Source organism: Rubinisphaera margarita (assembly GCF_022267515.1).
Lineage (GTDB): Bacteria > Planctomycetota > Planctomycetia > Planctomycetales > Planctomycetaceae > Rubinisphaera > Rubinisphaera margarita.
In genome coordinates, this window is sequence record NZ_JAKFGB010000020.1 from 113,016 (window position 1) to 138,421 (window position 25,406).

At 58.5% G+C, this 25,406-nt stretch carries 21 protein-coding genes; 16 read left to right on the forward strand and 5 right to left on the reverse strand.

Annotation, left to right across the window (positions count from 1 at the left end):
- Positions 1-178: 178 nt before the first annotated feature.
- From groES (L1A08_RS19115) to L1A08_RS19185, 15 genes are all read left to right on the forward strand, one after another.
- Positions 179-481, forward strand: a complete 303-nt coding sequence (groES, locus tag L1A08_RS19115; protein ID WP_238758131.1) for a co-chaperone GroES — start codon at positions 179-181, stop codon at positions 479-481.
- 146 nt (positions 482-627) lie between these two features.
- Entirely contained in the window at positions 628-2,238 is a 1,611-nt protein-coding gene (gene groL, locus L1A08_RS19120) for a chaperonin GroEL (protein WP_238758132.1), read from the forward strand.
- 655 nt (positions 2,239-2,893) lie between these two features.
- A complete protein-coding gene (locus L1A08_RS19125) occupies positions 2,894-3,283 on the forward strand; it encodes a hypothetical protein (RefSeq protein WP_238758133.1) in 390 nt (129 codons plus the stop codon).
- 101 nt (positions 3,284-3,384) lie between these two features.
- Positions 3,385-4,848, forward strand: a complete 1,464-nt coding sequence (locus L1A08_RS19130; RefSeq protein WP_238758134.1) for a sulfatase — start codon at positions 3,385-3,387, stop codon at positions 4,846-4,848.
- Positions 4,849-4,858: 10 nt separating this feature from the next.
- Entirely contained in the window at positions 4,859-6,091 is a 1,233-nt protein-coding gene (locus L1A08_RS19135; protein WP_238758135.1) for an ArnT family glycosyltransferase, read from the forward strand.
- Between the two features lie 226 nt (positions 6,092-6,317).
- Positions 6,318-9,752, forward strand: a complete 3,435-nt coding sequence (locus L1A08_RS19140; RefSeq protein ID WP_238758136.1) for a hypothetical protein — start codon at positions 6,318-6,320, stop codon at positions 9,750-9,752.
- Positions 9,753-10,158: 406 nt separating this feature from the next.
- Positions 10,159-11,871: a chaperonin GroEL gene (gene groL / locus L1A08_RS19145; RefSeq protein WP_238758137.1), complete on the forward strand. Its 1,713-nt coding sequence runs from the start codon at positions 10,159-10,161 to the stop codon at positions 11,869-11,871.
- A gap of 173 nt (positions 11,872-12,044) precedes the next feature.
- A complete protein-coding gene (gene groES, locus L1A08_RS19150) occupies positions 12,045-12,332 on the forward strand; it encodes a co-chaperone GroES (RefSeq protein WP_238758138.1) in 288 nt (95 codons plus the stop codon).
- Positions 12,333-12,483: 151 nt separating this feature from the next.
- Positions 12,484-14,094, forward strand: coding sequence for a chaperonin GroEL (groL, locus tag L1A08_RS19155; RefSeq protein ID WP_238758139.1), 1,611 nt, complete (start codon positions 12,484-12,486; stop codon positions 14,092-14,094).
- A gap of 232 nt (positions 14,095-14,326) precedes the next feature.
- Complete coding sequence (gene dnaJ, locus L1A08_RS19160) at positions 14,327-15,460, forward strand: molecular chaperone DnaJ (RefSeq protein WP_390896930.1); 1,134 nt, start codon at positions 14,327-14,329, stop codon at positions 15,458-15,460.
- A 33-nt stretch (positions 15,461-15,493) separates the two neighbouring features.
- Positions 15,494-16,096, forward strand: a complete 603-nt coding sequence (grpE, locus tag L1A08_RS19165) for a nucleotide exchange factor GrpE (protein WP_238758141.1) — start codon at positions 15,494-15,496, stop codon at positions 16,094-16,096.
- Between the two features lie 99 nt (positions 16,097-16,195).
- Positions 16,196-16,507 carry an FmdB family zinc ribbon protein gene (locus L1A08_RS19170; RefSeq protein WP_238758142.1) on the forward strand — a complete coding sequence of 104 codons (312 nt, stop codon included), beginning with the start codon at positions 16,196-16,198 and terminating at the stop codon, positions 16,505-16,507.
- Between the two features lie 3 nt (positions 16,508-16,510).
- Positions 16,511-16,753 (forward strand): DNA gyrase inhibitor YacG, encoded by a 243-nt coding sequence (locus L1A08_RS19175; RefSeq protein ID WP_238758143.1) that lies wholly within the window; start codon positions 16,511-16,513, stop codon positions 16,751-16,753.
- On the forward strand, positions 16,750-17,493 hold the full coding sequence (locus tag L1A08_RS19180) for a phosphorylase family protein (protein WP_238758144.1): 744 nt from the start codon (positions 16,750-16,752) through the stop codon (positions 17,491-17,493). Before L1A08_RS19175 ends, L1A08_RS19180 begins: the two co-directional genes overlap by 4 nt.
- Before the next feature lie 64 nt (positions 17,494-17,557).
- A complete protein-coding gene (locus L1A08_RS19185; protein ID WP_238758145.1) occupies positions 17,558-18,430 on the forward strand; it encodes an EboA domain-containing protein in 873 nt (290 codons plus the stop codon).
- 65 nt (positions 18,431-18,495) lie between these two features.
- Here L1A08_RS19185 and L1A08_RS19190 read toward each other — a convergent pair whose 3' ends face one another.
- Positions 18,496-19,965, reverse strand: a complete 1,470-nt coding sequence (locus L1A08_RS19190; RefSeq protein WP_238758146.1) for an efflux RND transporter periplasmic adaptor subunit — start codon at positions 19,963-19,965, stop codon at positions 18,496-18,498.
- A 97-nt stretch (positions 19,966-20,062) separates the two neighbouring features.
- Here L1A08_RS19190 and L1A08_RS19195 point away from each other — a divergent pair, with 97 nt between their 5' ends.
- A complete protein-coding gene (locus L1A08_RS19195) occupies positions 20,063-20,863 on the forward strand; it encodes a TrmH family RNA methyltransferase (RefSeq protein WP_238758147.1) in 801 nt (266 codons plus the stop codon).
- A gap of 54 nt (positions 20,864-20,917) precedes the next feature.
- Here L1A08_RS19195 and L1A08_RS19200 read toward each other — a convergent pair whose 3' ends face one another.
- The 4 genes from L1A08_RS19200 to aroC all read right to left on the reverse strand — a co-directional run bounded on the left by L1A08_RS19200 (position 20,918) and on the right by aroC (position 25,127).
- Positions 20,918-22,735: a COG1470 family protein gene (locus L1A08_RS19200; RefSeq protein ID WP_238758148.1), complete on the reverse strand. Its 1,818-nt coding sequence runs from the start codon at positions 22,733-22,735 to the stop codon at positions 20,918-20,920.
- A 234-nt stretch (positions 22,736-22,969) separates the two neighbouring features.
- Positions 22,970-23,497, reverse strand: coding sequence for a cytochrome c oxidase assembly factor Coa1 family protein (locus L1A08_RS19205; RefSeq protein ID WP_238758149.1), 528 nt, complete (start codon positions 23,495-23,497; stop codon positions 22,970-22,972).
- A gap of 45 nt (positions 23,498-23,542) precedes the next feature.
- The gene (locus tag L1A08_RS19210; RefSeq protein WP_238758150.1) at positions 23,543-23,968 is read right to left on the reverse strand and encodes a secondary thiamine-phosphate synthase enzyme YjbQ; all 426 of its coding nucleotides are present in this window, start codon (positions 23,966-23,968) and stop codon (positions 23,543-23,545) included.
- A gap of 7 nt (positions 23,969-23,975) precedes the next feature.
- Complete coding sequence (gene aroC / locus L1A08_RS19215) at positions 23,976-25,127, reverse strand: chorismate synthase (RefSeq protein ID WP_238758151.1); 1,152 nt, start codon at positions 25,125-25,127, stop codon at positions 23,976-23,978.
- Positions 25,128-25,406 lie beyond the last annotated feature (279 nt).

Here is a 25,406-nt window from a genome sequence, read left to right on the forward strand (position 1 = left end):
AGGGCTCTGCGGCATCGTTTGGCGGCCCTTGCTCACGTTCTCTTCATTTGGCACGCCTGTTGCCTTAATGATCCAGCGTGGAAATAGACGCCCCGTCTGACGTCCATTTTGGCAGCGGGGTGATTGGGTTTTTCTTCTCTTAACGAGCATCAGCAAGCAGACATCAGGAGCATGTCCCATGGCAGTGAGTTCGGCAGTAAAAATCGTTCCTCTGGGCGATAAAGTCGTCCTGAAGCGACAGGAAGCAGAAACGAAAACCGCTGGAGGAATCGTTCTGCCCGATTCGGCTCAGAGCAAGCCGCAGCGTGGCGAGGTTGTCGCCATTGGCGACGGGCACACCAAGAGCGATGGCACCAAGCTGCCGCTGACGGTCAAGGAAGGCGATAAGGTCATCTTCAGTTCGTACGCCGGCGATGAGATCAAGCTGGGCGACGAAACCTACCTGCTGCTCCGCGAGAGCGACATCCTCGCGACCTACTAAATCGGGAGAGGCGACCCGCTGTCGCCGTCCCGCAACGAATCAGCCGGCGGCCTGCTGGCCCGGCGCTCGCCCGAGCGGACTCTCCGTCCGCCCTCGATGGCGACCGATTTCAGATACTCAAGACTTAATTCTCAGGAGAGATACAGATGGCAAAGATGATTGCTTTCGATCAGGAAGCACAGGAAGCGATGCGTCGCGGCGTGAGCAAGCTGGCTCGCGCAGTCAAAGTGACGCTCGGACCCCGTGGCCGTAACGTGATTCTGGAAAAGAGCTTCGGTTCGCCGACCGTTACCAAGGACGGCGTTTCTGTCGCCAAGGAAATCGAACTGCAGGACAAGTTCGAAGACATGGGCGCCCGCATGGTTCGCGAAGTGGCCAGCAAGACGTCTGACGTCGCCGGCGACGGAACCACGACCGCCACGATCATGGCCGAAGCCATCTTCAATGAAGGCCTGAAGTCTGTTGTCGCCGGTGTGAACCCGCTCGACATGAAGCGTGGCATGGAACAGGCTGTTACGGACATCACCGCTGAACTCCGCAACATGTCGATCGAGTGCAAAACCAAGAAGTCGATCGCTCAGGTCGGAACCGTGGCCGCCAACGGCGACACCGAAATCGGTCGGATCCTCTCGGAAGCCATGGATCAGGTCGGCAAAGACGGCGTCATCACCGTTGAAGAAGGCCAGAGCCTCGAAACCAGCTTTGAAGTTGTCGAAGGGATGCAGTTCGATCGCGGCTACCTGTCGCCGTACTTCGTCACCGATTCGACGAACATGGAAGTCAACTTCGACGACGCTTACGTCCTCATTCATGAGAAGAAGATCTCCAGCATCAAGGACCTGGTTCCGGTTCTGGAAAAAGTCGTCAACTCCGGCAAGCCGCTGCTGATCATCGCTGAAGATGTCGAAGGTGAAGCTCTGGCGACGCTGGTCATCAACAAGCTTCGCGGCACCTTCAACGTGGCAGCCGTCAAAGCTCCTGGTTACGGCGATCGCCGTAAGGCCATGCTGCAGGACATCGCCATCATGGTTGGCGGTCAGGCCATCTTCGAAGACCTGGGCATCAAGCTGGAAAACATTCAGCTGAGCGACCTCGGTCGTGCCAAGAAGGTCGTTGTCGACAAGGACAACACGACCATCATCGAAGGTGCCGGCAAGACGTCCGACATCAAGGCTCGGATCGATCAGATCCGCCGTGAACTCGAAGCGTCCAGCAGCGACTATGATCGCGAGAAGCTGGAAGAGCGGATCGCCAAGCTGTCCGGCGGCGTGGCTCAGGTCAACGTCGGTGCAGCCACCGAAAGCGAAATGAAGGAAAAGAAGGCTCGCGTTGAAGACGCCCTGCACGCAACCCGTGCCGCCGTCGAAGAAGGCATCCTGCCGGGTGGTGGAGTCGCTCTGCTGCGTGCTTCCTCCAAGGTTGAAGGCAAGAAGCTGAATCACGACGAGAAGGTCGGCTACCAGATCATTCTGCGTGCCTGCCGTGCTCCGTTGACTCAGATCGCCAACAACGCCGGTCTCGACGGTAGTGTGATCTGCGAGAAGGTCCTCGATCAGGAAGGCAACGTCGGATACAATGCCGCTGCCGAGAAGTACGAAGACATGGTCAAGGCTGGTGTCATCGACCCGGTCAAGGTGACCCGCACGGCTCTGCAGAACGCCTCGAGCGTGGCCACTCTGCTGCTGACCAGCGACGCCCTGATCGCCGAAGCTCCGAAGGACGACAAGCACTCCGGACACGACGACGACCTGTACTAGGCCGAACCCGCGAAACGCGGTTCATCATATGAGAAAGGTGCACTCCCCGGAGTGCACCTTTTTTCATGCGCAGAACGATTCCGAAAGACCGCCGCGGGTGCCATGCCCACGCTCGCGTGGGCATGCAATGTCCTCGATGAGTTCAAAGGGATGGTACAGAGATTTATCGTTGTATTGCGAAGCAACAGGAGGCTGGGAATGGGCTCGTTTTCACGATGTCAACGTGACTGAGCATTGATACGTCTTCAGGACCGCGATCGGTGAAAATCCCGTGGTATTCTTTGCACGAGTTGAAACGGCTCGCGGTTCAGTGTACACATCGTCGCACCCAGTGGACATTTAGTATTGCCAGTATTCAACAACCAGGTCCGTCATGTCAGATGCTGAAACAGAGTTCCGTCAACCCGAAGGTGAGGAGTCGCCTCGGAATGCCCGCAAGTCCCGATTGCTGTTCTTGATTGCTGCAATTGCTGTTGCCGGAATCGCGGTTGTTGGCGGATTGCATTCCTCAGGCGTGATTCAGTGGCATCGATGGGGAAGGATCGTTTCTGCCCCGATGCGTCCGCTGGAACCTGCGGATGTTGAAAACGTAAGCACGCACGATCGCGAACTGTTCAAGTTTTCGTATCCGGCAAACTGGTCGATTGATACGCAGATGAAAGAGTACGATCCGGACCATTTCATGTTTATCGACGCTCCGCGAAAAGGGCGGATGAGTCTCGTCGTAATGCCCCTTGAAATTGACGCCGAACGGATGGTGGAGGTCAATTCCGCGCGTTTTGACTTTCCCTTGGTTAAGATTCATAAACGAACTCCGTTCGATACATGGGGTTCGCTGGAAGGGCATGGGGTCACGTTGTCTGGGGAGAAGAATGGCCACCCGTTCCTGGTCAGATACTTCGGTTACACCGACGAGACTCAGGGGATGTTCGTGACCGAGTTCTGGTGGGATGGGCCTGCGAGCATCAACAAGGAAGGCTTCGAGTTGATCGCTGACAGCTTTCAGTTCAAAAGCATGCCGGAAATTAGCAAGTCGGATCGCTAGCATCCCTGGTTTTCGCGTTGTTACCAATCGGAATGTTCCGATGGCTTGGTCGCATTTCCTTCTGCTCTCTGTCAGAATGACGCCCTCATCTCGACTTCTCGATGAAAGGGTTTCTGATGCCGCTTCGCATGCTCGGTTGTCTGCTGCTTCTGTGTTCTCTCGTCATGGGACCCGTGGCCCAGGCTGCTGAGGCTCAGCCGAATGTGTTGTTCATTGCTGTTGATGATATGAACGACTGGATCAGTCGGCTCAATGGGCATCCGCAGGGGGACACGCCGAACATCGACAGGCTCACCGAGATGGGCGTGCTCTTTTCGAAGTGCTACTGTGCGGCTCCGGCGTGTAATCCGTCGCGGGCGGCTTTGATGTGCGGGCGGCGGCCGTCGACGACCGGGATCTACTTCAACGGCACGCCGTGGAAGCCGGCGCTGGAGAGCATGACGACGCTGCCCCAGCACTTCCAGAAGAGCGGCTACTACGCCCTCGGCTCCGGCAAGATCTATCACGGCGGCCATCCGCCCTCCTGGGATGAATACGCTCCGTCGAAGGAGAAGCACACGTTCGGAGCCGACTTCAAGTGGCCGCACAACGTGAATGGCCTCGACAAGTCGCATTTCGACTGGGGCCCGGTTCCGCAGCAGGCAAGCGAAATGCCCGACAGCAAAACTGCTGACTGGGTGATTGAGCAGCTGAATAAAGAATGGGATCAGCCCGTCTTCCTGGCCTGTGGATTCACGCGGCCGCATCTGCCGTGGTTCGTGCCGCAGGAGTACTTCGACAAGTATCCCCTCGATGAGATCCAGCTGCCGGAAGTCAAAGAGGGTGACTTGAACGACATTCCCGCTCCGGGGAAGAAGATGGCGCGTCCCGACGGGGATCATGCCGCCGTCGTGAAGGGGGACGAATGGAAGAAAGCAGTGCAGGGCTATCTGGCCTCGATTTCCTTCACGGATGACATGGTCGGCCGCGTGCTCGAGGCGTACGAGAAGAGCCCGAATCGTGACAACACGATCATCGTCTTCTGGACCGACCACGGCTGGCATCTGGGCGAGAAAGAGCACTGGCGGAAGTTTGCGCTCTGGGAAGATACGACGCATGTGCCGCTGGCGATTGTGGTGCCGGGCACGAAGAACGCCGGAGCCGTCTGCGATGTCCCCTGCAATCTGCTCGACATCTATCCGACGCTCATCGACCTGTGCGGGCTGAAGCCGAATAAGGATTTGGATGGTCAGTCGCTGGCGAAGTTTCTCGCGAATCCGAATGCAAAAGAGGATCGGTTCAGTATTACGACGCACGGGAAGAACAATCATGCGGTCCGTTCGACTCAGGGACGGTATATCCGCTATGAAGATGGCTCGGAAGAATACTATGATCATGCCAGCGATCCGAACGAGTGGACCAACCTCGCGGGAAAGGCGGAGTACGCCGATGTGATCGCAATGCACCGCAAGGCGCTGCCGGAAATCAATGTCGACGAAATTGGCAAAGAGGGGCAGGCGAAGAAGCGGGCTGGCAAGAATCAGAACAGCAAGAACAAGAAGAAGTCGAATTCCAAGTCGAACTGAGCACCGGACTGTGTGGCTGATTTTCGGACTGGCGGTTATCGCCCGTCTGGTTGCGGCTGCGGTTTTGAATATCGCCCTGGATCGGATTCCCGACCGTCAGTTTCTCATTGAGGGGGACGCGTCGGGATACTGGATTCTTGCGCATAAGATCGTGGACGGCGAAGACTTCTCGCTGTACAACCCGCCACGATACGTAATGCGAATGCCCGGCTTTCCCGCCGTGCTGGCCGGTTCGATCGCGGTCTTCGGAGACAATCTGCACGCCGCCCGGTATCTGCTGGCGATCCTCACAAGTCTCGCCGTCTTCCCCGCCTGCTGGCTCGGTTTCCGTCATTCGAAATGGGCCGGTTATCTGGCGGGGCTCATTGTCGCGGTGATGCCGTCGTTCGTGGCATTTTCGGTCACGATCCTCAGCGAATGTCTGTTCGCGGTCGCGATCATCTGGAATATCTGGGCGATGGTCCGCTGGATGGAAGCCGACTCAAACTGGGAAAGCCAGCTCGGCTGGGCGGCTCTCACCGGAGCGCTGGGGGCAATCGCAGTTTACATTCGCCCGAGCTGGCTGCTGTTTCCGCTAGCGATGGTCCCAATCATCGTGCTCTGGTCGAAAGCGAAGCTCTCGATGCGGCTCTTCTCGCCGCTGGCGATGGCGGCCTGTCTGTTGGTGACGCTGCTCCCATGGGGGATTCGCAATCAACAGGTGACGGGGCATTTCGTGCTGACGACGTTGTGGATGGGGCCGAGTCTGTACGACGGGCTGCATCCCCAGGCGACCGGCGACAGTGACATGACGTTCTTCGAGCAGGACAGGGTGCTCGAGCGGATGAGCGAATACGAGATGAACCAGCATTACAAAGACCTGGCTCTCGAGTTCGCGAAGGCAAATCCGAGCCGGGCGTTCGAGCTGGGGCTGATCAAACTGGAGCGATACTGGAACCTGCTCCCCAACGCGGCTCAGTTTCAGCACCCCGGAATTCGCTGGATTCTGGCCCTCTCGGCTATCTTTCTGTTTGCCGGGGCAATTTATGGCGTCTGGGTGATGCGGATGTCGCTGGGGTTCGTCTTCCTCTGTACCCTGCCTATCGTGTATTTTTCCGCTCTGCACACGCTGTTCGTCAGTTCGCTGCGATATCGGCTGCCGGCGGAGTACTCGCTGGCTGTGATTACGGCGATCGGATGGATCGCGCTGGCGGAACGATTCCGCCGCACGAAATCGGAACAGCCACAGACCACCACCGACTGAGTTTCCGTCGCTCGACGGACCAGTTTCGACAGTTGAACAGGGACGTTCCATGTCGCGACAGACCTCTCTCCTGCCTCCGCAGAGCTTCGGGTTCGCCGCTGGAATTCCCTTCCGAACCGCGATTGGCAGCGTTGCGCGAGCCGATTGCGTCGATACTTTCCCAAGAGCCTGTTGTGTCGCAAGTTGCGGCAGCACGATGTTTTGACCCTCGGGATATTCCGGCCAGATGCGTTTCCGCCGATTCAGATCGAAGCCTCCACGCGAGGCCCAGCCGCAAAAGCTGCCGCGGCGGCGCTCGTGGTTTGGCTTCTTCGGCGAGTCGCTAATTGGCTTCATCTTTTGTGCCGCCATTATCGCGGCGGTCGGTCTGGGCGTCGTGATGTGGGGCTGGTCTCAACGGGACCATTATCTCACGCAGGAGATCCGCAAGGCTCTCAAGACGAAGTTCCCCGAAGCGGAAATTGAATTCGCTTCGGCCGAGTTCGATCAGCGGGGACGGATTGTCGTTTCCGACTTTCGTCTAGCTCCGGAACCGGGGGCTCAACCCATCTTTGCCGCTCCAGGAATTCGCATCACGGTCGATCGAGATCTGTTGCTCAAGCAGCAGAAGGTCGATGTGCAGACAGTGGAGCTTGATCGACCCGAGTTGACCATCATTCGTCGCCCGGATGGTTCGTGGAACTGGGAGCAGTTTGCGACCGCTGGCGGGGAAGACGTCGCTTTGCCGTTGATTCGCATCCGCGATGCGGGCATCGTCCTGCAGTGGGAGCACGAGCAGTTCAGTCGGGCGATGCGGCTGAAGATCGACGCCGTCGATACGGACCTGATCCCGATCGCCCGGCATCAGTACCGGTTCTCCGGAATTGGTCGCGAAGAGATGCTGGGAGCTTCGCAGTTCTACGGCGAGATCGATGTGCTGCACAAAACATGGGATCTGTCCGGCGAACTGTCGCAGTTGAGAATCGACCAGCCGCTCCTCGAAGCGGCGGCGATGATCTCGCCGGAAGCCAGTCGGGTCGTGACTCAGCTGCAGTCAGGCAATCGGTCGTCGGAAGCTTCCCCCGGGAAGTTCGCCAGGGGCGAGGCTCTCGAGGATCGCACGGTTCTGGTGGATGCTGTCCCGAAAACAGCCGAGACGTCGCTCGAACTGACTGCGAGCCTGCAATTTCATTCCTCGCGCGAAGCGGGGAAGCCGCCCGAGTATTCCGCTTTCGCGAAGCTCGTTAATGGACGCTTCCGTCATCCCGATCTGCCCGTTCCGCTGGATCAGATTCGGGGCAGCGTAGCCGTCGATGGTCTCGGAATGCGGATTGATGACATGCTGGTCGCCTCCGGGAAGACATCGGTGCGGCTATCGGGAGCCTGGGGCTGGCAGCAGGGGCTTCTGCCGGTTCACGTGAACGAGGGAATTGACGTCTCGCTCATCAACTACGCGGTGACCCCGGAAGTTCGCGATTTTCTGCCGAAGAGCCTGCAGAATGTTTACGACGAACTCCAGCCTCGTGGCAGCATGAGTGCCAATCTGAGACTAATTCGCAAACCCGACGCCACGGTCGGAGCCAGTCTCGTCAATGCGACCGTTCACGAAGGGAACGTGCAGCATGAGATGTTCGCCTATCCGGTGCACGACATCAAAGGCACGATCACACGTACCGACGACGATGAAGGTCCCGAAACGTGGGCACTGGACTTCACCGGTCTGGCTGGCGACCGTCCGGTCAAGGTGACGGGCACAGTCATCGATCCTGGTCCGGAGTGTGAAACGGTGATCGACATCACCACGGAAAAGATCGCCGTCGACGAACAGTTCTATCGCGCCCTCAACGACAAGCAGCGGGAAGTCGTACGGTATCTGGAACTGGCGGGAACAGCCGACGTTCATTGTGTGATTCTGCGAAAACTGAGCAGCGGCCGGAAGCCAATTGTCCGGCTCGCGATTGATCTGTACGACGGCAGCATGCGAGTCAAAGCCTTCCCGCTCGCGATTCGCAACATCTCCGGCCATCTGTTGTTCGATGAAACCGGCTGGCAGTTCACTCGCGTGATGGGAACGCACGGCGAAACTCCGCTTCGCGGATACGGCACCGTCGTTCCGGTTGGAAAAGAGTGGAAGCTCGAAATGAATGTGAGTGCCAAGGATGCTCAGTTCGATCGCGAACTCTATCTGGCGACAAAACAAGCGGGCGACGAGTTCGTTCGTGTCTGGGATCTCTTACGGCCCCGCGGTTCGTTCGATCTCGATTTGCGGCTCAACTGGACGACGGGGCAGAAGGTGGTCACTGAGATTCCGTTGATGAAGTTGAAGAACTGCGAGATCAACCCGACTGCATTCCCGTATCGGCTGACCGAACTCGAGTCGACGGTCACCATGGGGCGAGACTATTCGGTGGCGTTCCAGAATCTGACCGCGCGGCATGATCAGTGTCGTGTGGAAACATCGGGTTCGTTCACGCCACACCCGGGGTACTGGCAACTGCGGTTTGAGCACATCGACGTTGACGATCTGTTCCCGAACCACGAGTTCCTGGCGGCGCTGCCTGGACGGATGCGGGAGATTCTGGAAACCGCTCGCTTGCGTGATCCCGTTTCGCTGGCCGGGCAGGTGGAGTTCAAAGGGGACTACACAGGAGCTTCGGTCACCGCGGCCTGGGATGGGCAGGTCGTGCTCAATCAGGCGGATCTTTATCTCGGACTGGACGCGAACGATGTCAGCGGAACGGTGACCATGGCGGGTCGGATGGATCGGAACGGCATTGTGGTCGCTCCGGTCGGCAAGCTGGCGATCGACTCCTGCTGGGTGATGGGGTATCACGTCACCGATGTGCACGGGCCCTTCGTTATCACCGAAAACAAAATGACCATCGGCTCCCCCAAAATGTTTGAAGGGGAAGAAGCGACCGAGGAATGGGCGACCGTTTCCCGGGAAGAACGCGTGACCGGCCGAATCTTTGGAGGAGAACTCTTCCTCGATCTGCTGGTCCATCGCACGCCGACGATGCCCTATCTCCTGCGGTGTACTTTGAGCAGAGCCAATCTCGAGCAGTGGGCGATCGAGAGCAATTACGGACAGGCCAACATCCGTGGCGAGATGAACGGTTACATCGATCTGGCCGGCGACGCCGTTTCCACACGCCAAATGATGGGCAACGGGCGACTGCTCATCAGTCCGGCGGCTCTCTATGAAGTGCCGGTCCTGTTCCAGATGTTCCAGTCCCTGCGGTTTGCTCCGGCAGACGACACCGCATTCCGCCATGCCTACGCCGAGTTTCGTGTGCTGGATGAGAAGTTCGTCTTCGACGAAATTGGTCTGCTCGGCGACACGATGAGTCTGTTCGGCCAGGGGCACATCCGCTTTGACCGGACGATCGACTTCGACTTCGTCTATCGTCCTCCACGTCGCGGCGGCATCAATCTGGCGAGCCAGGTCATGAGCCGCCTCGAAGGCGTGCTGCCTGTTCTGTTTACGGTCGATGTCGATGGTACGGTCGATGTGCCCCGAATTACGGTCAACGACGGCATGCGGGAAACCCTCCGTGGCTTCCGCCGGCTGCTGGAACAGGCCCCGGGCAACATCCGGCCGCCGAAGATCCTGCCACCACCACGGGTCCAGATCCCCCAATCGAACCCGGCGAATCCCGCCGGGGTGCCGATGGCTCCGTAGAGCGATCCATTTCAGGAACGCTCAGTGCTTCTCGAAGACCGTGGTCGCCGGGCCCGAATCGACCGGGCGACCCCTCTTCTGCTCGCTGCCAAGATGGCAGCTGTCCCGGTCCACGAGGTGTCCTCCAGGCGGCCCCCGCACGGAAACCGCTGTAAAACATGGATTTCTGCCCTCTTTTTCGCTCTGGCACGTGAGTTGCGTTCTTGTCGGGCGCTAGAGAAGTAATGTGCCAATCCTGCAGCCCGACTGTGGGGTCGTGCCATTTCTGTGTAGACCTTTGATGGGCTGGTCGTCCGGACGCTCAGTGCGAAACGAACCGGGAGTCAACGGACACAGCGGCGGTCGATTACGGCAAGCGATCGAATATAAAACTGGGTTTTGGAATCTGAAGTAGTGAGGAAAAGCCGTGGCTAAATTGTTGAGCTTTGATGAAGATGCGCGAAAGCAGCTCCTGGAAGGAGTGACCAAACTCGCAAACGCCGTCAGCAGCACGCTGGGGCCTCGCGGACGGAACGCTGTGCTGGACAAAGGCTGGGGCGCTCCCAAGGTCACCAAAGACGGCGTAACCGTGGCCGAAGACATCGAACTGGAAGACAAGTTCCAGAACTGTGGCGTTCAGCTCGTTAAGGAAGTCGCTTCCAAGACGGGTGACGTTGCTGGCGACGGCACCACGACTGCTACGGTCCTGGCCGAAGCATTGTTTCGCTCTGGTCTGAAGTACATCGCCGCGGGAGCCGATGCCATGTCGCTCAGCCGCGGTATGCAGAAAGCTGTCACGGCTGTCACCGAGCATCTCAGCTCGATGTCCAAGCCCGTGAAGGCCAACGATCGCGACGCCATCAAGACGGTTGCTTCGATTGCCGGGAATAACAATCCGGAAGTCGGCGAGATTCTCGCAGACGCACTGCTGAAGGTTGGTAAAGACGGCGTGATCACGATCGAAGAAGGCCGTCATATGACGACCGAAGTCGATCTGGTCGAAGGGATGCAGTTCGACCGCGGGTTCCTGTCGCCGCACTTCGTGACCGACCAGGACAAGCAGACTGTCGAACTCGAAAACTGTCGCATTCTCATTCACGAAGAGAAGATCAGCAGCGCGAAGCTGCTCGTTCCTCTGCTCGAAAAAGTCTCTCAGGCCAATGTGCCGCTGCTGATCATCGCTGAAGATATCGACGGCGAAGCACTGGCTACGCTGGTCGTGAACAAGCTTCGCGGCATCCTGCGGGTTGTCGCCGTCAAGGCTCCGGGCTATGGCGACCGCCGCAAGGCAATGCTGGAAGACCTCGCAATTCTGACCAAGGGAACCGCCCTGTTCAAAGATCTGGGTGTGAACCTCGAAACGGTCGAAGTGAAGGATCTCGGCGTCGCCAAGAAGATCCTGATCAGCTCCGACAAAACGACCGTCATCGAAGGGGCCGGTTCGAAGGCTTCGATCGAAGGTCGTGCCGAACAGATTCGCCGCGAGATCGAAGCGACCGATTCGGAGTACGATCGTGAGAAGCTGCAGGAGCGTCTGGCCAAACTGGCTGGCGGCGTCGCTCAGATTCGCGTCGGAGCAGCGACTGAAACCGAAATGAAGGAAAAGAAGGACCTCGTCGACGACGCACTGGCTGCGACCCGTGCCGCCATCGAAGAAGGCGTGGTTCCCGGCGGCGGAACAGCTCTGCTGCGTTGTCGCGATGCCGTTCAGGGGCTGAAGCTCAAGGGTGACGAAGCTCTGGGAGCTCAGCTGGTCGAAGGCGTGCTGGAAATGCCGCTGCGGAAGATCGCTGAAAACGCCGGCCAGGACGGTTCTGTTGTTGCCAACCGTGTCCGCAAGGGTAAGGGCAAGGCCTACGGCTACGATGCTCTGAACGATCGCTACGGCGATATGTATGAGTTCGGTGTCGTCGATCCCGCCAAGGTGGTTCGCACCGCTCTGCAGAACGCATCGAGCGTCGCTTCGCTGCTGATGACCACCGACTCGATCGTCGTCGATGCACCGGCTCCGGAAGCCGATCACCATGACGACCATCATCACGACATGGGCGGCGGAATGCCGGGCATGGGCGGTATGGGTGGCATGGGTGGAATGCCAGGTATGGGTGGCATGCCGGGCATGGGCGGCATGGGCTTCTAGGCTCGTGAAAGAGCGATGACACTGGCAGAGCCAGTGTCATCGCTCCGAAGTCAGGGGGTTCCGTCGCACTGGCGGAGCCAGTGGCGTCCCACCAGTAAGAACACAGAATCAACGGTTCTCGCGGGAACCAATTCGAATAAAAGTCAAAAGTAAATCCTAGAGGAGTTCTTTCAATGCAGTTGAATCCACTTGATGACCGTGTCGTTGTGCAGCCTGTTGAAGCTGAAGAAGTGACCGCTGGCGGTATCGTGCTGCCAGATTCGGCCAAGGAAAAGCCGCAGCGCGGCAAGGTTGTTGCTGTCGGTCCAGGTCGTCTGCTCGAAAGTGGCGAACGTTGTGCCGTGGCTGTCGCCAAGGGTGACGAAGTTCTGTATGGCAAGTACGGCGGGACCGACATCGAAGTCGAAGGCACCGAGTACAAGATTCTCCGGGAAAGCGACATCCTGGCCAAGGTTGTCTAGTCGACATCGCTCAAGGGCATCCACCGGTCAACTGCGGTGGATGCCTCTCCAGGCCTGTCGCTATTCCAGGTTGTGCGAGAACTGTTCATCGAAAAAAACAAACGCCGGTCCCGCTTAAACGCTCCGGCGGTGCACATTGAGGAGATACAACGTGGCAAAGCAAATGCTGTTTTCTGATCAGGCTCGCGTCAAGCTGCAGCGCGGCGTGCGAGTCCTGGCAGACGCCGTCGCCGTGACGATGGGCCCGACCGGACGCAATGTCATTATCGACAAAAGCTTCGGTAACCCCGTCGTGACCAAGGACGGCGTGACTGTCAGTAAGGAAGTCGATCTGTCCGATCCTTACGAGCACATGGGCGCCAAACTGGTTAACGAAGTTGCTTCCAAGACCAGCGACATCGCCGGCGATGGAACCACCACCGCGACCGTGCTCGCTCGGGCGATCTTCGAAGAAGGCCTCCGCAGCCTGACGCTGGGAGCGAACCCGACCGTTGTTCGTCGCGGCATCGAGAGAGCGGCTCAGGCTGCTGTCGAGAAGCTCGGAAAGATGGCCAAGCCAGTTTCCGAGAAGTCCGAAATCGCCAGCGTCGGGGCCATCTCGGCCAATAACGACGATGCGATCGGCGAACTGATCGCCAATGCGATGGAGAAAGTCGGCCGCGACGGCGTGATTACCGTCGAAGAAGGCAAGGGAAACGATATCACTCTCGAACTGACCGAAGGGATGCAGTTCGACAAGGGATACATTTCTCCGTACTTCGTGAATGATCCAGAAACGATGTCCTGTATCCTGGAAGATACATTCATTCTGCTCTTCGAGAAGAAGATCGCGACTCTCCGCGACATCGTGCCGATTCTGGAAAAGGTTTCCCAGACCGGCCGTCCGCTGCTCATCATCTCTGAAGACGTTGAAGGCGAGCCGCTCACGGCTCTGGTCGTGAACAAGCTTCGCGGCGTGCTCAACATCTCGGCTGTGAAGGCTCCGGGCTTCGGCGATCGTCGCAGGGCGATGCTGGGCGATATTGCTGTTCTGACCGGCGGCACCCTGATTTCTGAAGATCTGGGTCTGAAGCTGGAAAACATCGATGTCAGCCACCTGGGTCAGGCTCGTCGCATCGAGATCACCAAGGATTCCTGCACCATCATCGAAGGCGCTGGCGATCCTCAGGCGATTCAGGCTCGCGTCGATCAGATTCGTGCTCACATTGAAAACACCGACAGTGATTACGATCGTGAGAAGTTCCAGGAACGTCTCGCGAAGATCACCGGCGGCGTCGCCATCATTTCTGTCGGTGCAGCCACCGAAGCTGAAATGAAGCAGACCAAGGCCCGTCTGGAAGACGCCCTGCACGCAACCCGTGCAGCCGTCGAAGAAGGCATCCTGCCAGGTGGTGGAGTCGCTCTGCTGCGTTGCATCGACGTCGTTCGCAAGCTTGAAGCCGAAGGCGACGAGCGGATCGGCGTCGAAATCGTGGCCCGCGCTCTGCAGGCCCCGATCCGTCAGATCGCGGAGAACTGCGGCGTCGACGGAGCCGTCATCGCCGACGAAGTGCTCGGCATGTCGACCAACGAAGGCTACGACGCCAAACGTGGTGAATACGGCGACATGGTCAAGAAGGGCATCATCGATCCGGCCAAGGTCGTGAAGACCGCCTTGACGAACGCCGCTTCGATTTCCGGCCTCATGCTGACGACTTCCGTTCTGGTCACCAAGACCGACGAAGACAACAAAGGCCAGAAGGTTGAAGGTGTGATCCGATAAATCGGACAGTGTTCGCAAATCACCTCGGGGCGGAAGCCCGCCCATGTGCTGCCACGCGAACACGGTCTGTTGAGGAACTCACCGGAAGTAACGGGAAGGGTCATCGCGTTCCGATGACCCTTTTTTTCTGAATTAGAAAGGGTCCTCCCCCGCTGAGAATGATTGGGCAACTGCGCTGTGCAGGATCAACGGATTTCAGCGGGCGGCTCAGCCCCGAATGAGATAAGCGATGATGGTCGATAAGCGAGATTACTACGAAGTACTCGGAGTCGAACGGACGGCGACGATAGAGGAAATCAAGAAGGCTTACCGGAAGATCGCGGTGAAGAATCATCCGGACCGTAATCCGGGCGATGATGAAGCCGTCGAACGCTTCAAGGAAGCTTCCGAAGCCTACGATGCTCTGAGCAATCAGGAGAAGCGGGCCCGTTACGACCGGTACGGGCACGCGGGGATGGGGGCCGGCGGAGCAGGCGGCAGCCAGTTCCACGACATTCAGGACATCTTCGACGCATTCGGCGATTTCTTCGGCGGGGGCGGTCGCAGTCGTTCCCGTTCACGTGGGCCGGCACGCGGCGATCATCTCCAGGTTCGTCTCACACTCGATCTTCTCGAAGCGGCCAAGGGCTGTACGAAAACCGTCAAAGTCAAACGGAATTCGCTCTGCCACACCTGCGATGGCAGCGGCGCGAAACCGGGGACCAAGCCGGTCACCTGCGAATATTGCGGTGGAGCAGGGCAGGTCGTTCAGAGTCAGGGATTCTTTCGGGTCCAGACCACCTGTCCCAATTGCGGAGGCCAGGGAACGGTCATCGAAGAGAAGTGTCAGACCTGCTGGGGCAGCGGATTCGAGTCGGAACACGTCGAACTTGAAGTCAAGATTCCGGCTGGAGTCGATACCGGCATGCAGCTGTGTCTCCGGGGGGAAGGCAACCCGGGGCGCGGCGGTGGACCGCGGGGCGATCTGTTCGTGCAGATTCAGGTTCGTGATCATCCCCTGTTTCAACGAGAAGGAACGCATCTGATCTGCCGGGTGCCGATTACGTTCTCTCAGGCTGCTCTCGGAACCGAAATTGAGATTCCGGTTCTCGATGGCAAAACCAAGCTCAACATTCCGGCCGGTACGCAGCCGAACGACACCATTCGACTGCAGGGACGGGGAATTCCCGATCCGCAAACAGGCCGAGTGGGCGATTTACATGTGGAGTTGAACATCGAGGTCCCGAAGAAATTGAACGCTGAGCAGCAGCAACTGCTGCGGGAACTGGCCGAGCACGACCACGTTCACGTTTCGGCTCAGCGGAAAACATTTTGGGACCACGTCAAGGAATTCGTGAACTGGGACGCTGACGAAGACGCCAGCTGATCCATTGAAATAGAGATAACGGGAGTAGAAATCATGGCGCAGGATGTTGAGCGCAATGACGATCCAGGCGACGAACAGCAGTCCGCGGACGGGCAACACGCCGGTGATGAGACGGCCCAGGACGTGCACGTTGAGAATGCCGGGGCAGAGGGCGACGAAACGGTGGCATTGAGTTTACAGATCGCGGACCTGCAGGCGGAACTGGCGGAGATGGAAAACCGTCTGGCCCGCTCTCACGCGGAGCTCGCGAACTTCCGTCGCCGGGCCGCCAACGAGTCCGAGCAGTTCCGGAGATACGAGGGGATCAATCTGATCCGTGATCTGCTGCCGACGATCGACAACCTTCGTCGCGCCGCCCAGGCCGCTGAGCAGGCTTCAAGCATTGAAGACCTGAAGACCGGGGTCGACATGGTCACGCGCCAGCTGATCGAAACGCTCGGCCGCCATCAGGTGGAGCGAATTCCCGCGGAAGGCGAAGCGTTCGATCCCAACCAGCACGAAGCGGTTCAACAGTTACCGTCCGACGATGTTCCCGCCATGCACGTCATGCAGGAACTCGAAACCGGCTACCGGTTACACGACCGGATTGTCCGTCCGGCCAAGGTGATCGTCTCGACGGGACCTGCCCAGGGCTGACCGACTGCATACAATTGGTTTGATCTCCCGCGGTGGTGCTACTGGACCAGTCCACTGCGGCGAGATTTTTCTCTCACAACTGTTTCGCGAGAAGCACGAATGCCGACTTATGACTATATCTGTGGTGCCTGCAGTCACACGTGGGAACTCTTTCAGTCCATCAAGGCCTCGCCGGTTCGCAAGTGTCCGGAATGTGGCAAAATGAAAGCCAAACGCCAGATCGGGACCGGGGCGGGTGTCATTTTCAAAGGGTCCGGCTTCTACCAGACCGATTATCGCAGCGATTCCTATAAAAAAGGAGCCGAGGCTGCCAAGAAGTCTGAATCGACGACCAGCGACTCTTGGACCAAGTCGGAGTCCAAGGCGGAATCGAAGCCGAGCAGTTCAGAAAGCTCAAAGAAGAGCGACTGATTTATGATCAAACCACTCACGTGTCCGGTCTGCCGCAAATCGTTGCCTCCTCAGGTAACCGATAAGACGGAAACATTCCCGTTCTGCAGCGAACGGTGTCGCAACGTCGACCTGTTCCGCTGGTCGGAAGGAAAGTATTCGATCGTCGAAGATCTGACAGACCGGCCGGATGTGGTCGAGAAGCATCTCGAAGAACTTGAGCAGGCATTCGACGAAGACGTGCCCGATGAGGGAGAGGGCTGGTGATTGAACCGGGCGAAGGGCGAATTCTCATCGTCTGCGCCATTCGGCTGGAGTTCAATCGATTCTGCAGGCTGCTCCATGGGTGTCGCCGCGATCGGGATGGCGATCTGATCTGGGCGAGTGGTCAATGGCGAGGAAATCCGGTCGTCGTCTTCCTGACGGGCGTCGGAGCAGAGAACGTCACGTCCCGGCTCCCTCAGATGCTCCAACGATTCCCGATACGTCTGGCGATTGTCGCCGGACTTTGCGGCGGGATCTCGGACGATGTTGTCAAAAGCCGAGCTTACGTGCCGCGACTGCTGCGGAATCTCACCGATCGGGAAGCAATTGCTCAGCCGCTCGCCAATGCCGTCGAACTTCCTCGGTGCACGTCTCTGGTGACGGTCCCTCAGGCAATCACGTCGGTTGCAGACAAGCAGAAGTTGCACGAGGAGAGCGGTGCTTCCATGGTCGATATGGAAGCCTTTGCCGCGGCTCGGATTCTTCAGGCCGGAGGCGTCCCCTGGCTCGTCCTCAAGGCAGTCAGCGATGATGCTCAAACGGCGATCGAACCGCGCATCGCCCGTCTGCTGCAGCCTGATGGCAGCGTGAAAATCAACGCTCTGTTCTGGCTACTGCTGACACATCCGTCGTTGCTTCGGGATCTGATCGAGCTGGGAAAAAGCAGCACCGGAGCGATGGACGCGTTGCTGCAGGCGGTGCGTCAGCTGCTTGCCGGTCAGGTCTCCGCCTCTTCTGGCTGAATGACTTTCTGGCTGGCCGTCAATTTGAGACAATACGATCGTTCACGAGGTTCTGGAGGTTAAGATGGCAAAGCAGGTGCAGGACTGTCTACGGGAGTGGATTTGCTCACGGGTGGATGAACCGGTTGTCTCGTGGATCGATGAGACGACGCAGAGGATCTCCGATGGGGATCTGAAGCAGCTTTATCTGCGGTTCGGTCTGGCGGCTCGGAAGGTGCCGAAGCTGGACCTCAACCCGAGTGAAGATGAGCTGGCCTCGGCGGAAGCAGTCCGTCCCGGCTGGAAGCCCGGGAACTGGAGTCTGCTCGATGCGGTCCGGACTCTGTTTGTGCTTTCGATTCCCGCGACCGATGAGCAGCAGTACGTGGCGACACTTGACCGGCTGTTCGCGGCAGGGGAGGTTCATGAGCTGGTGGCACTCTATCAGGCGTTGCCCCTTTATCCCTTTCCGACTGCGCATGTGAACCGCACCGGCGAAGGAATCCGCACGAACATGCGGAGCGTGTTCTGCTCGGTCGCCCATCGCAACGTCTATCCATCGGAGCAACTTCCGGAAGGTCTCTGGAATCAGATGGTGTTGAAGTGCCTGTTCGTCGAAGCGAGTCTGTTTCCGGTCGTCGGCCTGGAGGAGCGGAACAATGTGACGCTGTCGCAGATGCTCAGCGACTATGCTCACGAACGCTGGGCCGCCCGACGAACGGTCCATCCGGAACTCTGGCGGTGTGTCGATATCGATCGCTATGAACCCGCAGCGGCGGATCTGGAACGAGTCCTGACCGAAGGCAACGACGTTGAGAAGCAAGCCGCCGCTCTGGCTCTGAAAGATCGGACGTCTCCAGCTGCTCAAAAACTTCGAGAAGCGAATCCCGAACTCATGGCGAAGGTCAACTCGAGTGAAGTGACGTGGGAAACGGTCTATCACCAGCTGTTTGACTGATCCGCTTTGGCGCAGTGCCCGCATGTCGTGGCAGGCCGGTTACCGAGACGAGAGGGCGTTGATCACTACTGCGACGGCATAATTCGCAGGTTCGGGACGCGGGCGCGTTGGAGTTCTTTCTCGAGAGTCTGGTTGTTCTGGTCCGTCGTGCGGACTTTCATGCCCGGCTCCAGAATGTCGAGATTGGTCATGATGACCTGATCGCCCGACTGCAGTCCCCCGGAAACCAGGCGAATCGACTGGATGTCGGTGACTTTTTCGATCGGTGCGTTCTGTACCTTGCCGTCGCGAACAATGAGTACGGAGTCGTCGATCACCGCATCTCGCGGGATGGGCACGACGTTGCGGTGCACGGGCCCCTCAATCTGCACGGTGACGAATGTGCCCGGCAGCAAGGGGGAATCGTATCGTTCGTTGTCGACGACAATGAAGACATCGACAGTTCGCGTTTCCACATCGGCGACAGGAGATGCGCGGGTGACCACGCCGATCCATTGCGCATCCCGTGTGCTGCGAGACGAGAGGATGGCCCGCGGATAATCTCCTTGTCGAATGCGCGGCACCAGTTTCAGGTAGTCGGTCATCGCCACGCCGATCGGAATCTCGACCTGCTGCGGGCTGGTCACTGTCACGAGGGGATCGCCGACGCGGACGTACTGACCACGTTCAACATTGATGTCCGACAGCTGCCCGTCGATAGGCGACATGACAGCGGTCCGTGCGAGATCGAGTTTGGTGAGATCGAGATCGTTTCGCTGGGTCCGCTGGCGGGCTTCGATCTGGAGAATCTTTTGAGGCATCAGCGCGAGTTCGGTCTCGATCTGAACCCTGGCATCTTCGTATCGGCGGAGATCAAGTTCGGCCGTTGTCAGGTCGCTCGAACTGGCGATGCCCTGTTGGACGAGAGACTGTATCCGTTCGAACTCTTTCTGATAGGCCTCGAAGTTCTTGCGAGCGATCGCCAGACGCGTTTGCAGATTGGTCTGCTCCTGCTGGAGCCGGGCGAGCTCGGCTTCGTTTTCGTTGAGCAGATCCTCGGCCTGTTCGACTCGTTCCTGGTAGGTCTGGGGATCGATGCGGGCGATCAGGTCGCCTCCGGACGGACGGGACACGCCGTCCGTGCCGGTTTCAAAAGTCGCTGCGGTGACCTGTTGCCCGATCTTCAGCGGCTTCATCGTTTCCACGATTTCTCCCGCCACCTGAGCCGACAGGACCACTTCCTGCATGGCACGAGCGGTGCCAAACGCCGTGACGAGTTCCTGAACCGTTGCCGTTTCAGCCGCGAATGTCTGCACGGTCTGAATGCGTTCAACAGGCTCGGCCCGCTTGGGGGCTTCCCGCATCGAAGCGATCAGATAGGTGACGAACAACCCGCCTGCCAAAAGCCCGACGACGAGAAGCACGGAAAGGAAGCCGCTCGCGATCCCGCCTCCCGAATGCGACTTTCGCGGGCGAGCCGGGGGGGACGGCTTTGCGTCCTCGTTCGTCGCGTCGTCGGCGGTGCCAGGAGATTCGGCGACCGTAGGATTATGCACGGAAAAGTCCTCTGACCGGGTGGCAATGTCTGAATGGGCAGGCAAAATAGTCGCCTGATTATAGTCGTTTCCTGAGTTTCGTCAGTATCGAATTTTTATGCGTGTATTACGGATCGACAATCTGGAAGACGATCGACTGGCGGTCTATCGCGACGTGCGAAACAAGGCTTTGCCACGGCAATCGGGCTTGTTTGTCGCCGAAGGGTGGCGTGTGGTCGACCGACTGCTGGACAGCGGAATCCCCGTGGAGTCGGTCCTGATCAGCGAGCGTCGAATTGACGCACTCGGTCCATTATTCGCTGAGCGGGCGACAGTGTTCGCGCTCGCACAGGCCGAAGCCGAGAAACTGGTCGGATACAACTTTCATTGCGGAGTGATGGCCTGTGCGAGACGGCCGGAGAATCGATCTCTCGAGTCGCTGACAGGCAACCCCGGTCTTATTCTCTGTTGCCCGCAAATGACTTCCCCCGACAACTTGGGTTCGCTGGCCAGGCTGGCTGCCGGGTTCGGCGCAGCCGGTTTGCTGCTGGGAGAGAGCTCGTCCGATCCGTGGTTGCGGCGGGTGGTGCGCGTCTCGATGGGAACGATCTTCGAGCTGCCGATTCGCGTGTCGCCAGATCTTCTGCGGGACCTGCTCGTTCTCCGCGAACAGAACTACTGTCTGCTCGGGGCGGAACTGACCGAGACCTCAAGGCCACTCGAATGCTTTGGTGATGACGGCTGGCGTTTGGACATGGTTCTGCTTCTGGGAAATGAAGCGGAGGGGATGCCGCCGGAATTTCTCGACATGCTTGACGCGACCTATCACATCGAAATGACGAACCAGGTCGACTCCATCAACGTCACGCACGCGGCGGCGGTTTTTCTTTATGAGATGACCCGCAAGGACAAAAAATAGGGCACCGCTGTCATCAGCGATGCCCTACCGGAGCTAGCCCTTAAGAACAACGAATTAATTGTTCGGCCGGGTTGACGAGCTGAAGAGATTCGTCGGCTCTTCCTCGCGGACCGGCTGCGAGGTGGCGTCACTGGTCAGTTCGAGTGAGAACTGCACCTGATCATCCGAGTTGGCTTTGGCTCGGATGTACCACGTCACCTGATCGCCGGGAGCGAGCGTCTTGATCTTTCCGAAGTTCAGCTGACCATTGTTGAAGGAGACTTTTGAAGCTCCACGACCTTCAACAAACTCCATTGACCGTGGCAGGGTTCCGGTCAGGCTGATGTTGGTATCCTTCGCGGTCCCCTGGTTTTTGACGCTGACTTCATAAACGGTTTCGTCTCCAACCGGAACCGGGTCGACCTTGTCGACGGCTTCAAGTCGGATGGCCGGGACACCCTCGACATTCGTGGTGACTTCTTTCTCGACGGCTTTAACGCAGTAGCCATCGGCCTTGGCCTGAACCGTCAGTCCTTCCATGGGATTATGCACGAGCATTTCAACCGTGTAACTGCGAGTCTCTCCTGCTTTCAGGCAGCCGATCTCGATCAGCTGACCTTCCTGCAGTTCGCCGTTGTTAATCGACATCTCGGCGACTTCACTCGGTACGTTGATGATCAACCGTGTGTCCATCACCGGAGCGTCACTCGGGTTGGAAACATCGATCTTGTACTGAGCTCGGCTGTTCGCGTAATGGGTGCCGGGCTGTTGAACAGCAACCTTCAGCTGTGGCTGGAGCACTTTCAGTTTCAGCCCGTCCGAAGTCCGAGCTTTCAGTTCGCCAGCAGTTGCTTTCACGGTGATCTGGGAGTCCTGCTTCAGGGCCTGCGGATCATGAACGTGAAGCTGCATCGTTCGTTTCACGGTCTGCCCCGATTCAATTGGCCCGACGTTGACAGTCTGGCTGCGGGACTGATTTTTCGCCGACATCGAAAGGCCCTGAGGCAGCTGGATGTCGATTTTAGCTGGCTTGGTCGGGCCCTCGCCGGGATTCCGGGTGGAAACGACCAGTTCGATCGTATCGCAGGTGTAGAAGCCGCTCACTTCCTGGCACGGCTCGTAGTGCAGGTTACGATCGACCTTCAGATCGGCAGTCAACTCCAGTTCAGGATCAACCACTTCAAAGGAGCTGCACATGGCGCTGCCGGAATTGAAATCCACCCAGAGGCATGACTGCACATTCCCGGCCTTGGGAGCGGTGGCGGCGACGGTGATTGTTTCCGACTGCCCTGGTTCCAGCACACCGATGGTAAAGTCGTACCGGGTCGGCGACTGAATATTGGCAGACGGATTCTGCGCCCGCATCGGTTGCGATCCGCTCTGCTTCTCGCGGGCCGCCTGGCCCTGTTCGGCTCCGGTCAGATTCTTCTGACTGGGGTTATTGGCGTTCTGATCCGAGTTGCCACTCTGGTTCTGAGCGGACTGGTTCTGATTACCAGATTGCTGACTGCCAGACTGCTGGCTGCTCTTGTTCTGAGACGAGGCCTGGCTGTTCGACTGGTTGCGTTTCCTGGCCGACTGGGATCCTTCCTGGCTGCCTGTCACTTGTTTGATCTGCAGCCCATTGCCCGACTTTTCGTGGACGACGATGCCGTGAACCGGAGCACTGCTGACGTTCTGCACCTTGATGCGGTACTCGAACGTGTCTTTGGCCCGAATGCGGTCATCGACGATGCGTGTTACCGACAGAACGTCTTCCCCACCGTTGTTCTGCAGTCGCATCTCGGACTGGCTGCGATCATCCGACTGCCGTTGCGCGGCCGCCTGCTGGCCGGAATCGGCGACCTGCCATCCCAATAGAAGCGCGATGGCGAAACTGAATCTTCCGTACATGTTCTCTCCTCCTGTTACGTCCGTAGCATGATGTTTACCTCCAGCATCAGAATGCTGCCCGCAAACGCCGGACTGCAGCGCGTATTCCATTCGCGGGTAAAGAATGGAATACGCAGGAATTGAACGTTTTGCGTGGGGGACGTCCGGAAAACGCTGCGGGGGAAATCCCCAGACGGGCATTAGGCAGTGGGACGAGATCGGCCAGTGCGCTCGCTGAAAAACCAGGCTGTCGCTTCAGTCCGCTGTCGTTGGTGCGGGAGCGTCCACGTTTTCGGCATCAGGAGTCGCCTCCGTTTCCGGCGGATCGGCCTGAACGGGGTTGTCTTCTTCGACCAGTGTGATGACCTGACCGGACGTGCCCATGCTGGCCGTCAGAGAATTGATCGTCCATCGGCCTTCGCTCAGAGTCGCTTTCACGAGCAGCCGAGCGGTTCCCTGGGGGCCGCCGATTGGAATCGTGCAATCAGCCGTGCCGTTCATATTGTCGTCGTCGGCTTCGAGTACCCCTTCGGTGATGAAGCCGCCTTCAATTGGCGCGCCGAGTTCTTCGGCGACCTGAGGATTCTCGCGGGCAATCTCCACAACTTTGCTGTGCAGCGGATTCTGACGAATCGTCTGCATCAGGTTGATGTAGATCAGTCCGACGCAGCCGCCGCAAAGGGAGAACAGCAGAGCGAGAACGATTGGGGTCATCAGGAGCTTGTGCTCCCAGGCCCAGTCGAGGAAGTAGGGGGAACGCGGCTTGGGGGAAGTTTCAGACAACAAACAGGTCCTCAAAGGATGGCAGCGAACAGGGACGGAAGCCGATTAGATTTCCGATGCGCCCTGCAGAGTCAGAATCAGTCGCCGCTTGCCGCCATGATTGCGGTGCTCACAGAGATAAATGCCTTGCCAGGTGCCGAGCAGGAGTTTGCCTTCCCGAACCGGGACGGTGAGCGAGGAGCCAATCAGTGCCGCTTTCACGTGAGCCGGCATGTCGTCCGAGCCTTCCACCGTGTGGACGTAGGGAAAATCTTCCCGGGCGATCTTGTTCATCGCCATTTCCAGATCGGTCTGCACATCTGGATCGGCGTTCTCGTTGATCGTCAACGAAGCCGAGGTGTGCATGATGTGCACGTGAAGCAGGCCGATCTCGACTTCCTCAAGTTGCGGCAGTGCTTCCCGGACGCGATCGGTGATCAGGTGAAAACCACGGCGGAATTCGGGCAGAGTCAGTTCGGTCTGGTACCACATTTCACAATTACTTTCCAGCAGAGTCGCTGCGAGCGGAATCCAGTTCGTCGCAGATCTCGGAGCACTGGGCTCGCCAGCGGAGCAAATGGTCGGCCAGCGTGATCGCGACCATGGCCTCGGCCATGGGAATGAACCGCGGCAGCAGACACGGATCGTGCCGGCCTTTGGTACTGATCGTGGTCGCTTCGCCCTCGCGATTAACGGTCTGCTGATCGCGAGACAGAGAACTGGTCGGTTTCACGGCTGCCCTGAGGACAATGGGTTGTCCCGTTGAGATGCCGCCCAGCATGCCGCCGTGACGGTTCGTTTTGGTGTCGATTCCCGGATTGCCGGGGATGAACTGATCGTTGTGTTCGCTGCCTCGCATGGTCGTGCAGCCGAAGCCGATGCCGTATTCCACGCCGAGGACCGCTGGCAGGCTGAACAGGGCTTTGGCCAGATCAGACTTCAGCTTGTCGAAGACCGGTTCTCCCAGTCCAGCCGGGATTCCTGTCGCGACGATCTCGGCTGCTCCCCCGATAGAATCCTGATCCATCCTCATCCGGTCGATCAGCTCAATCATCCGGTCGGCGGCTGCTTCGTCGGGACAGCGAACGATGTTGGGCGAGCCGTCACTCCGTTTCTCGACCTGTTCAAGAGTGACATCACCGGGATTGGCGATCTCGGCTCTGACGTCGCCGACCTGAGTGACATAGCCGATCACCTGGCCACCGCAGAGTTGGTCGAGGATTTTCTTGGCAACGACCCCCGCGGCTACTCGGACGGTCGTCTCGCGAGCGCTGGAGCGGCCGCCGCCACGGTAGTCGCGGAAGCCGTATTTCGCATCGAACGTGTAGTCGGCGTGGCCCGGACGATAAACATTGTGGATATTGCCGTAGTCCTTGCTCCGCTGATCCTGATTGCGGATCAGAATCGCCAGTGCGGTCCCGGTCGTGCGACCTTCGAAGACTCCGGCCAGAATCTCCGGCTCGTCGGCTTCATTCCGCTGGGTGACGATCTTGCTCTGCCCGGGACGACGGCGGTCGAGATCGACCTGCAGATCGGCCACGGCGAGTTCAATTCCCGGCGGGACGCCATCGATGATCACCACGTTTCCGGGGCCGTGACTTTCTCCGGCGGTTGTGATGCGGAACGAGTGTCCAAACGTATTTCCCGGCATGGTGTTCTGATTTCAACTGTGAACCTGAGGTCGATCTGGCCTGTCGGCTGATGGGAACTTTCGAAATCAGTTCCCCAGCGGCATTCTAACGAATCCATGGGCAGGAACCAGCCGCCCAAAGTTTTTCACGCCGCTTGACGGCCCGTCGGAATCGCGGACAATCCGCCGAAATTCGGGCCCATTTGAATGATGGAGCCGGATCAACGATAATCAGTCGCGGTTCGCCCGAGAAACCGTTCTCCGGCCCAGTTACTGGATTCCAGTCTCCTGTTTACAGAA